The sequence below is a fragment of the Paractinoplanes ovalisporus genome, from assembly GCF_016834655.1.
GTDB classification, from domain to species: Bacteria; Actinomycetota; Actinomycetes; order Mycobacteriales; family Micromonosporaceae; genus Actinoplanes; species Actinoplanes ovalisporus.
In genome coordinates, this window is record NZ_JAENHP010000023.1 from 1 (window position 1) to 12144 (window position 12144).

General features: G+C 72.5%; 9 protein-coding genes. 3 read left to right on the top strand and 6 right to left on the bottom strand.

Annotated elements, in window-relative coordinates; translation table 11 throughout:
* Positions 1 to 182: 182 nt before the first annotated feature.
* Both JIG36_RS53685 and JIG36_RS41470 read right to left on the bottom strand, forming a co-directional pair.
* Positions 183 to 3053 (bottom strand): helix-turn-helix domain-containing protein, encoded by a 2871-nt coding sequence (locus JIG36_RS53685; protein WP_203382210.1) that lies wholly within the window; start codon positions 3051 to 3053, stop codon positions 183 to 185.
* 127 nt (positions 3054 to 3180) lie between these two features.
* Positions 3181 to 4461: a multidrug effflux MFS transporter gene (locus JIG36_RS41470; protein ID WP_203382212.1), complete on the bottom strand. Its 1281-nt coding sequence runs from the start codon at positions 4459 to 4461 to the stop codon at positions 3181 to 3183.
* Here JIG36_RS41470 and JIG36_RS41475 point away from each other — a divergent pair.
* Together JIG36_RS41475 and JIG36_RS41480 are read left to right on the top strand one after the other, a co-directional pair.
* Positions 4460 to 5395, top strand: coding sequence for an MBL fold metallo-hydrolase (locus tag JIG36_RS41475; RefSeq protein ID WP_203382214.1), 936 nt, complete (start codon positions 4460 to 4462; stop codon positions 5393 to 5395). The two genes, JIG36_RS41470 and JIG36_RS41475, sit on opposite strands and share 2 nt — an antisense overlap.
* Positions 5392 to 5883, top strand: a complete 492-nt coding sequence (locus tag JIG36_RS41480) for a cupin domain-containing protein (RefSeq protein ID WP_203382216.1) — start codon at positions 5392 to 5394, stop codon at positions 5881 to 5883. Before JIG36_RS41475 ends, JIG36_RS41480 begins: the two co-directional genes overlap by 4 nt.
* Before the next feature lie 13 nt (positions 5884 to 5896).
* Here JIG36_RS41480 and JIG36_RS41485 read toward each other — a convergent pair whose 3' ends face one another.
* Together JIG36_RS41485 and JIG36_RS41490 are read right to left on the bottom strand one after the other, a co-directional pair.
* The gene (locus JIG36_RS41485; protein WP_203382218.1) at positions 5897 to 6994 is read right to left on the bottom strand and encodes a hypothetical protein; all 1098 of its coding nucleotides are present in this window, start codon (positions 6992 to 6994) and stop codon (positions 5897 to 5899) included.
* 390 nt (positions 6995 to 7384) lie between these two features.
* Positions 7385 to 9919, bottom strand: a complete 2535-nt coding sequence (locus JIG36_RS41490) for a family 78 glycoside hydrolase catalytic domain (RefSeq protein ID WP_203382220.1) — start codon at positions 9917 to 9919, stop codon at positions 7385 to 7387.
* A 94-nt stretch (positions 9920 to 10013) separates the two neighbouring features.
* On the opposite strand from JIG36_RS41490, the gene JIG36_RS41495 reads away from it, so the two are divergent.
* Positions 10014 to 11411 carry a gamma-glutamyltransferase gene (locus tag JIG36_RS41495; RefSeq protein WP_203382222.1) on the top strand — a complete coding sequence of 466 codons (1398 nt, stop codon included), beginning with the start codon at positions 10014 to 10016 and terminating at the stop codon, positions 11409 to 11411.
* A gap of 55 nt (positions 11412 to 11466) precedes the next feature.
* Here JIG36_RS41495 and JIG36_RS41500 read toward each other — a convergent pair whose 3' ends face one another.
* Both JIG36_RS41500 and JIG36_RS41505 read right to left on the bottom strand, forming a co-directional pair.
* Positions 11467 to 11742 (bottom strand): hypothetical protein, encoded by a 276-nt coding sequence (locus tag JIG36_RS41500; RefSeq protein WP_203382224.1) that lies wholly within the window; start codon positions 11740 to 11742, stop codon positions 11467 to 11469.
* 19 nt (positions 11743 to 11761) lie between these two features.
* Entirely contained in the window at positions 11762 to 11941 is a 180-nt protein-coding gene (locus JIG36_RS41505; protein WP_203382226.1) for a hypothetical protein, read from the bottom strand.
* Between the last annotated feature and the right edge of the window lie 203 nt (positions 11942 to 12144).

A 12144-nucleotide genomic window follows, 5' to 3' on the forward strand; every position in this document is an offset into this window, starting at 1 on the left:
CGGTCACTCCCCCGCGCGGCCACCAGCTCGCCCAGCCGAACGCGATCGAACGGCCCGCTCACCGGTCACCCCCACGCGCCGCCACCAGCTCCCCGAACCGGACGCGATCGAACGGCCCGCTCACCGGCCACCCCCACGCGCCGCCACCAGCTCCCCGAACCGGACGCGATCGAACGACCCGCTCACCGGCCACCCCCACGCGCCGCCACCAGCTCGCCGAGCTGGGTGCGGTTGACGACGCCCAGCTGCGGGAAGACCCGGTAGAGGTGGGAGCCGATCGTGCGGGGCGACAGGAACAGGCGCTCGCCGATCTCGCGGTTGCTCAGGCCACCGGCGGCCATCCGCACGATCTGCTCCTGTTGCGCGGTCAGCGTCGCGAACGGATCGGCGACCGGCGCGCCACCGCGGAGCTGGGCCGAGACGTGACCCGCCCATCCGGCCGCGCCGAGCCGTTCGAAGCTGTCCAGGGCGCCGGTCAGCAGCTCGCGCGCCGGGCGGGGTTGCTGGGCACGGCGCATCCGGTTCGCCACCTCGGCCGCGAGGGTGGCCCGCTCGAACGGGTGGCGCGCGGCTTCGGGCCCCTCGAGCAGCGCCGCCGCGACGTCGAGATCGTCGGCCAGCAGCGCCCGGGCCGCGGTGAGCCGGGCCCTCGCGCGGGTGCTCAACCACCCTTTCCCGTACGCCTGCCAGGCCGCATCCACTGCGGCCGCCGCGTGCGCGCGGGGCGCCGCCACCAGATCGGTCGTTTTCACCGCGGCCGCCGCCTGATCGTGGGTCGCCGCCCAATCGGCAGCTCCCGCCTCGGCCGCCGCCTGCTCGCGGGCCGCCGCCTGCTCCTGCGCCGCTGCCCAATCGGCAGCTCCCAACCCGGCCGCCGCCTGCTCCCGCGCCGCCGCCCAATCGGCAGCTCCCAACCCGGCCGCCGCCTGCTCCCGGGCCGCCGCCACCCGATCGGGCGTTTCCACACCAGCCGCCTGTTTGCGGGTCGCCGCCGCCACCAGATCGGGGAGCACGAGCACCCGCCAGTTGTGCGGCACCGCGAAGGCCGCGGTCAGCAACCGGTACGCGTCGTCGAGCTCACCCGCCGCAAGCGCCGCGACGCCCTGCGCCCAGCGCAGGCGCAGGGCGAACACCGGCACGGTCAGCAGGTCGATCGGGGACCGGGCGACCAGATCGGCCGCGGTTTCGCGCCGGCCCCGCAGCAGGGCGATGACGGCCAGTTGCGCGTACGTGCCCGCGCGGATCAGCGGAGCCTCCGCCGCGACCGGTGACGACAGGAGCGGCACGAGACGGTCCTCGGCCTCGACCCAGCGGCCGAGGTCGATCAGGGCCCATCCGGCCGCGCCCGGGGCCGCCAGATGCACGGCGGCCGCCGCGCCGCCGACGACCGCGTTCACGGCCGGCGCCAGCAGCCGGACGGCTTTCTCGGGCTCGTCCGCCAGCATCGCGGCGGCGCCGCTCGGCGCGGACCGGTACTGGTCGGCCGGCGACTCGCCCTCGGGCACGAGCAGGCAGCCGGCCCGCGCCTCCTCGCTCGGACGGCACACCATCAGCGGGAACAGCCAGGGCGGATCGGCCGGCACGTCGGCGCACGCGCGGGCCAGGACCTCGGTCAGCGGGCCGTCCCCGAGCAGGAAGGCCGGGAAGGCCGCGGTGTTGGAGATGCCCGCGGTGGCCGGCACCGACGTCAGCACGCCGGTGAGCAGTTCGGCCGCGGCGCCGAGCCGGCCGGCCATCGTCTCGAGCCACGAGCCGAAGCTGTCGAGCGAGACGCCCAGCGCCGGGGTCACCGCGGGGTCGAGAGCCGCCCGCGCCCGGTCGAGAAGCTCGCGGGCCCATCGCAACCGGCCCACCGCGCCGGCCCGGGCCGCGGCGTCGAGCAGCGTCGGCGCCCGCCGGTCGGCCGGCATCAGCGCGGCCGCCCGTTCCAGGATCGTCACCGCCGTCACCACGCCGGTGCCGTCCAGCAGATCGCAGGCCGCCACCAGCTCGGCGGCCAGGCCCGGGTCGGGTCCCTCGGTGGCGGCGGCCCGGTGCCACAACGCTCGGCGCGGGTCGGCGACGCCCGCCGCGAGGGTGCGATGGGCGCGGGCCCGGATGGTCGAGGAGACCAGCAAAGCGCGCTCGACCAACGGGTGCCGGAAATGGATCACGGTCTCGGTCACGGTGATCAGCCCCGCGTCCACCGCCGGCTGCCAGGCGTCGGCGTCGGCGGACGGGTCGGCCGCGGCGAGCACGGCCGGGTTCCGCTCACCGGCCGCGGCCAGGGTGAGCGCCCATCTCGTACGTTCCGGAAGGTCGTGCACGCGGCGGGCGAAAACGTCGTCGACGCCGGGGCGACCGCCGGGCAGGTCGGCCCAGTCGGCGAACTCGCGCAGAGCGAGTGGGTTGCCCTCGGCGCGGCGCAGAATTTCGAGCCGGGCCGCGCCGACCGGCGCGCCGGGCACCCGGTCGAGCAGCCGTTCCGCCTCCGGCTCGGCGAGCGGGGACAGCACGGTCGCCGGCAGCAGCTCGGACAACTCGACCGGCATCCGCTCGGTGCGGGCGGCGAAGAGGGCGACCATCGGCGCCTGGCCCAGGGCGACGACCGAGGCCAGTGTGAGCAGGACGTCCAGGCTCGGCGCGTCGACCCGGTCGACGTCGTCGACCACCAGCACCACCGGCCGGTCGCCGGCCGGATCGCCGATCGCCTCGCAGGCCGCGGCGCGCAGCACGAGCACGTCGGCGCCCTGTTCCTGGCCGGCCAGCGCGAGACGCAGAGCCCGTTGCCGGGCCGCCGACAGCTGGGTGAGGTCACGCCCGTCGAGCAGCACCCGCAGGGCCGCGTAGGCGACGCCGGGCATTCCCGAGTCACCGGTGACCCGCAGGACGGGATGACCCCGGTCGGCCGCGTGCTCCGCGAAGCGTGTCACCAGGGCCGTCTTGCCCATGCCGGCCGCGCCGGCGAGCAGTGCCGCGGCCCGGTCCGGCCGTTCGTCGTCGAGCAACGCGAGCAGCTCGGCCCACACCGCGCCGCGACCGATCAGCCCCGGCACCTGCTGCTGAGCTCCCACAACGCCCAGTCTGCCCGCCCCCGCACCCGCGAAACCATGTGCGGACGGTCACGGACCCGCCTGCCCGGCCGCGGATCCACGGAACTCGCGTGCGGACGGCAGCCGGCCCACCCACGGACCCACGGAACTATGTGCGGACTGCCACCGGTCGGTTCAGGGCGCTCGCGGCGACCGCGGCCAGAGCGGCCACGAGCATCACGACCGCCGGCACCAGCGCCGAATCCTCGCCGCCGAGACCGACCAGCGGGGAGACCAGCGCGCCCAGGGCGAACTGGGAGAAGCCCAGCAGCGCGCTGCCCGTGCCGGCCACCTCGGGCACGCGGCCCATCGCGAGCGCGGCCGAGGGGCCGGCCACGCCGCCGTTGGCGCTGACCGCGAAGAAGATCGGGATCGGGTACGTCCAGGCGGGCGCGCCGGCCAGCACCAGCGCCAGCAGCGACGCGGTGGCCGCCACCTCCAGGGTCAGTGCGCCCGCGACGATCCGGCGGGGTTCGACCCGTTCCACGAGGCGGCTGGCGATGGCACCGGCGGCGATCAGGCCGCACGCGTTGAGACCGAAGCTCACCCCGTACGCAATCTCGGAAAGACCCACCACCCGCTGATAGACGAAGGGTGAGGCCGAGATGTAGGCCATCATCATCGCGAACGAGCTGGCGAACACGGCCGTGTCGGCCCAGAACCCGGCCGAACGCAGCACGATCCGATAGCCGCCGGGGCCGCGGCCGCGCGACGTGTGGGTCTCGGGGAGCACGAGCAGCACGGCCAGCAGCATCGCCGCGCACAGGCCGGTGACGGTCCAGAGCATGCCGCGCCAGCCGACCGGGTCGGCCAGCACGCCACCGATCAGCGGCGCCAGCACGGGCGCGACACCGCCCACGGTCATCATCAGCGTCAGTGCGCGGGCGGCGGCGCGGCCGGTGACCAGGTCGGCGATGACGGCCCGGCCGATCACCAGTCCCCCGGCGCCGGCGAAACCCTGCACCAGGCGGGCGGCGATGAGCACGGGCAGGGTGGGCGCGGTGGCCGCCACGATGCCCGCCAGCACACAGACCGCCGCGCTGACCAGCAACGGTTTGCGGCGGCCGAACCGGTCGGAGATCGGGCCCATGACCAGCTGCCCGAACGCGAGCCCGGCCAGGAACGTGGTCAGCGTGAGCTGCACACCGCTCGCGTCCGCGCCGAGCGCGTCGGCCATGGCGGGCAGGCCGGGCAGATAGAGGTCGGTCGCGATCGGCCCGAACGCCACCAGCAGGGCCAGGGTGAGGAGCAAGGCCGGCCCGATCGTCACCCACAAAGTCAACACCGGTTTCCCGTACGCGGGAAGCCCGCACCCGGAATGGCTCGGATGCCGATCGCCGATGGCCCGCACGGTTGTGGCCGCGGCCGCGATGAGGCTGACTTCTCGCATGGGTACTTCATGGGACGCGGGCCGGCCGTACGTCGACGAGGTGGCGCCCGGCCTCTACGCCTACGTACAGCCCGTCGGCGGCTGGATGGTGAACAACTGCGGCATCGTGGTCGACGCGAGCGGGTCGGCCGTGCTGGTCGACACCACCTCGACCGAGGCGCGCAACCGGGGCGTCCTGGCCGAGCTGGCCCGGCTCTCCGACGGGCCGCCACGAGCGGTGGTCAACACCCACCATCACCCCGACCATACGTACGGGAACGGGTTTCTCCCGCCCTCGACCGTGGTGATCGGCCACGAGAAGTGCCGCGAGGAGGTGCTGGCGGCCGGGCTCGAGGCCACGCGCGTGATCACCGCGCCCGACTACGGCGCCCTGAGCCTGCGGCCGCCCGAGCTGACCTTCGCCGACCGGCTCACGCTGCACATGGCCGACTTCCCGATCGAGCTGCGGCACGTCGGGCGGGCCCACACGAGCAACGACGTCCTGGTGTGGTTGCCCACGCGGAAGGTGCTCTACGCCGGGGACCTGGCCTTCGCGGGCGGGCAGCCGTTCCTGCTCGAGGGTTCGGTGGCCGGTTTCCGCACGGCGATCGCGGCCATGCGCGACCTGCAGCCCGAGGTCCTGGTGCCCGGCCACGGCCCGGTCGTCCGCGGCTTCGACGTGGCCCGGTTGCTCGACGACCTGGACGCCTACGTCGCGTACGTGGCCTCGGTGGCCGAAGTGGGGCTGGCGGCCGGGATGAGCCCCTTGGAGACGGCCGTGAAGCACCGCGACAACCCCTACCGGGACTGGGCCGAGACCGAGCGCTTCGTCGGGAACCTGCACCGGGCCTTCTCCGAGCTGCGCGGCAACCCGATCGACACCCGCCTGACCGTGCCGTCGGTGTGGCCCGACATGGTGACCTTCCACGGCGGCCCGATCGAGTGCCACGCATGAGCGCCGCGCCGCGCCGGGTCGTCACCGGCCACACACCGGAGGGCGTCTCGGTCGTCCTCTCCGACGGCCCGGTCCCGTTCTCCCACGAGCTGCCGGCCGACGGCGTCTCGTTCCACGAGATCTGGGCCACCACCGGCGCACCCATCACGGCCACCGAGGACGAGCCGACCACGGGCGACCTGTCGATCCCCCCGCCCGCCGCGGGCACCCGGATCCGCATCAACGAGTTCCGCCCCGGCCACCTCGACGCGGCCGGCCGCCAGTCCCCGGTCCACCGCACGGCATCGATCGACTACGGCATAGTCCTGTCCGGTTCGGTGACCCTGATCCTCGACAACACCGAGGTGACCCTGCACGCGGGCGACGTGGTCGTCCAGCGCGGCACCGACCACGCCTGGGCCAACCGCGGGACCGAGATCGCGCGGGTCGCCTTCATCCTGGTCGACACCCCCTTCGACAAGTCCCTGCCCGTACGACCGCACGCCTAGCCCTGCCCTCGGTTCAGCGCGGAGCGGTCTGCAGCCACATCGTGAAGTCCTCCGGCGTTTCCCGCTCGGCGGGGTCGACGGTCGCGAACGAGAGATATTGAAGTCGCGGAAACGCGGCCTTGAGGTCCGTCACAGCGCGGTCCAGCGCACCGCCCGGCATCAGCGGACCGTCCACGGCGTCGAGGATCAGCACCGGCACTTCCTCCAGCCGCCCGGCGTGTGCCTGCACGTCCTTCATCAGCTTGCGCATGACCGGGACGCTCCGCTTGACGACAACCAGCCTCGCCAACGCACGCTCCAGGTTCTGCGGGTCGTGAAGCGGCCGATCGGGCTGCTGTTTCTCGAACGCGAGCAGGGCCGGAAAGCTGCCGATGATGCTTCGATAGTCGGAGTGCGGCCCGGTCAGCCACAGGGACGTTGCGCGCGGCAAACCCTCATCCAGTCGCGCCTGCATCTGCGAGCGGACGGCGTTCAACGGGTCCGTCATGGTGATCACGAAGCGGAAACCGAGATCCAGGGCCTTCGCGAGGGTGGCGCCGACGTAGAGCGACTTGCCTCCGGCCTGAATCGGCACGAAGACCCGGCCACTGCCGTGAAAGGGGCTGCTGGAGCGTGGGTCGGCCATCCGTTGAACGATTTCGTCCGTGGCCTGGTCGACCGACTCGACGAAGGCGTGCGGGACACGTGACCCCAGGTGGTTCCGGTAGAAGTCCCAGCGCGGCCCGTGCGTGACCGGGCGGCCGCGGACGTCACCGCGCTGCCTTTCGAGGTGCAGGATCCGCTCGCGAGCCTGGGCGAGTTCTCCGACCAGTTGGCGCAGGTCCCGCTGCGCCTGTTCCGCCTGAGCACGAGCCGTGGCCAACTGCTGCCGGTCACGCGACGAACCGCCCCAGCTCCCCGGGCTCGCGTCACCAGCCGCTCGATGGGTGGCGAGCAACCGCTCCTCATCGGCTGCCGCGGCCGGCACAAGCCGGCCGACCTCGGCGACCAGGTCACGGCAGAACTCCTCGGACGGCAACACGTGCCCGTTCAGGTAGCGCGACAACAGGCCAGGATCGCGTCCCTGGCTGACGGCGTACTTGCGGACCGACATGTTCAGCAGCGCGAACAAGCGTCGCAACTCCTCTGTCAGCTCACGACGGGCTGGGTTCAACGACTCCGGAATCGGCCCGAGACGGCCGGCTTGATGATGCACATCTTGTGAATACCGCTCAGGAATCCGTGCGCCAATCGTTGCATCAACTTTTGCAACGCGTTGCACCCGAAGCAGCACCACTAGCGCCCTCCATCATGGACTGAAAGTCGCCGGAAGGGTGGATGAAGATCATGAGGAACGCCGGACCCGCTGTCTCGCGCAGTCGGCGGATGGTTCGTGCTGTGGGGTTGAGCCTGGCCGTCAGGTTTCTGCAGGGAGCCGCGACCGCCGCGGGCGGTGCGGCCGTCACGGCGGTTGCCTGGTGGGTCAGCGGCCGGTGAACGAACGCTCGCGCTGGGCCGGGGGTCAGCCCTGCTCGAAGTGGTGGGTTCCCGGGCCTGCCTTGTGAGTGTCGCCGTCGGGTAGGACGACCTCTGCTTCGCAGCCGGGCGGGACGGTCGCCTTCAGGACGAAGGAACCGTCGGTCAAGGTCCATTCGACGGACGCTCGGCCGTGTGGGGTTTCGTGCCAGGCCGAGGCTGAGGTCAGGCCGCCGCCGGGGTGGGGGTGCACGCGGAAGCGGCGCCACGTGGGGGTCAGGCGCTGGAGGCCGGCCGTGTAGCGGTGCAGGAAGCCGATGACCGCGCCCTTTGAGTAGTGGTTCAGGGAATCGTGGGGGATTCCGTTGGTGTCTATGCCCTCCCAGCGTTCCCAGACCGTGGTGGCGCCCCGCTCGATCATCGTGAGCCAGGACGGCGGCGTCGTCTGGAGCAGCAGGTCGTAGGCCACGTCCAGGTGACCGGCATCGGCCAGCACGGGCAGCAGGTCGGGCGTGGCCAGGAAACCGGTCGACAAGTGGGTGCCGTTGTCGCGGATCAGCTTGGCCAGGCGGTCGGCGGTCCGCCGGCGCAGCTCGGCCGGGACCAGGTCGAAGGCCAACGCCCGTACGAGGTTGGCCTGCGTTTCCGGGCGCACGTCTCCGGCCGGGGTGACGAACTCGGCCTGCCACGCCGAGCGGGCACCGTCGCTCACCTCGGCCCACTGGGCGGCCTGTTCGGAGAATCCCAGCAAGCCGGCGATGCGGGCGGCGACTCTGGCCGTACGGGCGAAGTAAGCAGTGGCCACATCGGACTTGTCGGCCGCGGCGAAGGCGGCGAAGTCGCTCATGTCCTCGCCGGGTACGAGCCATTCGCCCCAGTGGAAGCCGGTGTCCCAGAGGAATCGCTCGTGCGGGGCGGGGGCGCCGGTGCGGGACGGGTGGCGTTGGGCTGACGCCGTACGGGAAACGTAGTTGAGCCATCGGGTCATGGCCGGCCACATCTCGGCCAGCAGGTCGCGGTCGCCGTACTCCTGGAACATCTCCCACGGCACCAGCACGATCGCGTCGCCCCAACCGGCGGAACCGTTGAGATTCCGCAGGAAACCGGTGCGCTCGGCCGGTGGCATGGGCGCCATGTTGCCGACGACGCCGTTCTCCCACTGGCCCGCGGCGAGGTCGCGCAGCCACTTCACCGAGAAGCCGGCCACGTCGTGAGAGAACGTGGCGACCGGCGCGTACAGCTGCCAGTCGCCGGTCCAGCCGGCCCGTTCGCGGGTCGGGCAGTCGGTCGGGATGTCGCACGCGTTGCCGAGGAAGCTGCGCACCGCCGCCTCGTGCAACCGGTTCAGCCGCTCGTCGTCGCACGCGAAGCCACCCGTGGGCCGCAGATCGGTGTGCACGACCACGCCCGTCAGGTCGTCCGGGGTCAGAGCAGAGCCTTGCGCCCGTACGTATCGGAACCCGTGCGTGGTGAAGCGGGGCTCGAAGACACCGGCCGTCTCGACCCGGTCGACCTGCCCGGCGCGCAGCTCGTGCTCGATGAACGGCACGTCGGCCGGCCGCAGATGGTCGGTGGTGACGTCGCCGTCGGGGCCGAGCGCCTCGGCGTGCGTGAGCGTGAGCGGGGTGCGGGCGGGATTCCGTACGCGAACCCGGCCGTTGACGTTCTCCCCCAGGTCGAAAACGTTGCCCCGCACCGCGATCGGCCGGATCTCGCGGATGGCCCGCACGGGCGGGGCCGGCGAGGACACCAGGCGGTCGAAGCCATGTCCGGTCGGCACCACCGGCGTTTCCGCGCTTTCTGCGGCGTCCGAGGTGGTCTGCCCCTCGATGAGGTCGGCCGTCATGGCCGTGGGCGACGAGACCCACGACGGCCCGGTGCCGCAAACCGTTGTGCTGCCGTCGGAGTGGTCGATGTGCACCTGCGCCAGGAACGCCGTCCGGTCGCCGAACTGGTTGTGCGACCGCAGCATGCCGACCTGTCCGCGGAACCAGCCGTCGGCCAGCAGCGCCTCGAGGCGGTTCACGCCGGGGCGCAGCAGCGGGGTCACGTCGTACGTCTGAACCTGGATCCTCGTGCCGTACTCGGTGTAGCCCGGGGTGAGTTCGAGGTCGCCCACCCGCCGGCCGTTCAGGTGCAGTTCGTAGAGGCCGAGCGCGGTCGCGTAGAGGCGGGCCGTGGCGACCGGGCGGTTCAGGCTCACCTCGCCGCGCAGCCGGTGGACGCGGCGGAATCCGGGTTCCCCCACTTCGATTTCGTACGGGGAGATCCACTGCGCCACCCAGTCCGACGGCTCGAGCAGGCCCGCCTCCAGTTCGGCCGGCTCCGACCAGTCGCTCAGGCCACGATCGGTCCAGACGCGCACCCACACCCGGCGGCGTTCGCGCGAGGTCAGGTCGCGGCCGGGCCACGGCATCAGCACGGTGCCGTCGCCAGGGATCGGGCCGGTGAGCGTGCCGTCGTCGAGGCGCAGTTCGTACGCGGTCTGGCGGCTCGCCCCGGGCGGCAGCTGCCACGAGAGCCGGGGACGCCGGACGTCGAGACCGAAGGGCTGGTCGAGGTGTTCGACTCGCACGCGCATGCCCCATCCGACCCCGGTCCGGCCCCCGGCGGAAGTCGCGAGCGCCGATGGCAACGATGTGCGAAGCCGATGGCTCGGCCGTAGGGTCGCCGGTATGTCAGTCGCCGTCGCCGCGCCCCATCCGGCGGCCGTCGAGGCCGCGCGCACCGTTGTCGCCGCCGGGGGCAACGCCTTCGACGCGGCCCTAGCGGCCGCGGGCGCCCTCACGGTGGCCTATCCGCATCAGTGCTCGGTGGGCGGTGACCTGGTCGCGATGGTGCGTCCCGCCGGTTCTCCCGTACGGGCGGTGCTCTCGATCGGCGCGGCCGCGCTCGCGGTCGACGTGGCGGCGCTGGGGTCCCGCATGCCGCTCAGCGGGCCACAGACGGTGACCGTGCCCGGCGTGGTCGCCGGGTGGACGGCCGTGCACGCGCTCGGCGCCCGGCTCCCGATGGCCGAGCTGCTGGCGCCTTCGGTGCGGCTCGCGACCGAGGGTGTCGACTTCGCCCCCGGTCTGCGCGCGGCGATCCAGGGCCGGTTGGACGACATCCGCGCCGACCCCGGGCTGGCCGCGGTGATGCTGCAGCCCCGGCTCGTGCAGCCCGCCCTGGCCGACACGCTGGACGAGATCGGGCGGGACTGGCGGTCGTTCTATTCCGGACCGCTCGGCCGGCGGTTGGTGACCGGGTTGCGGGCGCTGGGCAGCCCGTTGGCCGAGGAGGATTTCGCCGCGCACGTGGCCGAGGTGGGGGCGCCGCTGCGGAAGGTTGTCGGCGCGGCGACGTGGCATGCGGCGCCGCCGCCGGTGCAGGGGGCCACCTTCCTCGCGCTCGTGGGGTCGCCGTCGTCGTCGCTGCTCGCGGACAGTCGCCGGGCGCAGGCTGCTCGGGACGCTTTGCTGGGCGATCCCCGGTCTGGCCCGGTTGACGTGGAGGGGATGCTGCGGCCTCATTCCTTTTTGTCCTCTTTGTCCGCGAGCCGCAAGCCCACCGGCGACACCGTGGCGGTGACCGCGGTCGACGAGTCCGGGAATGCCGTCACGCTTATCCAGAGCGTGTTCGAGAGCTTCGGCGCCGGCCTGCTCGAACCGTCGACCGGGGTGGTCCTGCACAACCGGGGTTCGTCGTTCCGGCTCGACCCGTCGCACCCCGGCCGGATCGCGCCCGGCGTACGCCCGCCGCACACGCTGTGCCCGACGATCGCCACGACGGCCGAGGGCGTGATCGCGCTGGGCTGCCAGGGTGGCCGGTCCCAGCCGTGGATCCTGGCTCAGGTCGCCTCAGGTGTCCTCACCGCACCCGACCCGGCCGAGCAGGTGGCGCGCCCACGCTGGATCCTGCGCGGCGACGAGCTTCTGGCCGAGCCCGGTGCGCCCGTGCCACCCAGTGGCGCCACCTTTTTCGACGGGCCGCACGACGACGCCGGCCATGTGCAGTTGTCCCGGTTGCTCGCCGGAAAGCTGGACGCCGGAAGCGATCCCCGAGCCGACGGGCTGGCCGCCGTCCTGGTTTGACCTCCCCGTGCCCGTTCGCTGTCGGATTCGCTGTGTTCGCCGTGCCTTCTGCGCATTAGAGGTCGCCGGGTTCCTTGGTGGCGGCGAAGTGCGCGGCGGCGGCCAGGACCTGCCCGAGAAACTCCCTCAGCGTGGCGGCAACGGGCTGGAAGTCGCTGTCGGTGGAGGCCGCGCTCGAACGCGTCACCGTGTTGTCGGGCGCGGTGGCATAGAGGATCCCGCCACCGTTGCTGGCAAAGACCATGCCGGCGGCCCCAGCGTCGAGTCCACGATCCGGCGCGTGGATGAAAAAGCCGTTCCCGATGTCCGACATGATCACTTCTTCGATCACCTCATAGAAGGTGACAAGCTCAGACGGCAGCCCCAGCCCCACCGGCAGACGCCGCCCCCGGTTCCGCCCACACGACGGCGTTCTCCCCCGGCGGGAACGGATAGTAGTCGTCAAACGCGGACAGCACGGCCCGCAGTTGATCGTCGAGATCCGAGGCCCAGTCCCGAACCCACCGGTGTTCGAGAGAGTCGGCGGTCATTGGAGGCTCCTGTTGTCCGAAGAGGCGGTTCGAGGCTACTGACTTCCCTACGCAGCCGTGGTCCCGTTGGTTGGCGCGCTCCATCGTCGGTCGATCTGGCCGCGGCGAGCAGGAGCTCGACGGGGTACGCGCGACGCCATTTGTTGTGGAGGCTGCGAGTAGGGCGAAGACATCGAGGTGCCGGCTCTGCTCCCGTCGCATCC

What these genes read in the sequence shown, in the direction of transcription:
- JIG36_RS41475 (WP_203382214.1), top strand. Translation starts at nt 4,460, where the DNA reads ATGGGTACTTCATGGGACGCGGGCCGGCCGTACGTCGACGAGGTGGCG.
- JIG36_RS41470 (WP_203382212.1), bottom strand. Translation starts at nt 4,461, where the DNA reads ATGCGAGAAGTCAGCCTCATCGCGGCCGCGGCCACAACCGTGCGGGCC.
- JIG36_RS41480 (WP_203382216.1), top strand. Translation starts at nt 5,392, where the DNA reads ATGAGCGCCGCGCCGCGCCGGGTCGTCACCGGCCACACACCGGAGGGC.
- JIG36_RS41490 (WP_203382220.1), bottom strand. Translation starts at nt 9,919, where the DNA reads ATGCGCGTGCGAGTCGAACACCTCGACCAGCCCTTCGGTCTCGACGTC.
- JIG36_RS41495 (WP_203382222.1), top strand. Translation starts at nt 10,014, where the DNA reads ATGTCAGTCGCCGTCGCCGCGCCCCATCCGGCGGCCGTCGAGGCCGCG.
- JIG36_RS41505 (WP_203382226.1), bottom strand. Translation starts at nt 11,941, where the DNA reads ATGACCGCCGACTCTCTCGAACACCGGTGGGTTCGGGACTGGGCCTCG.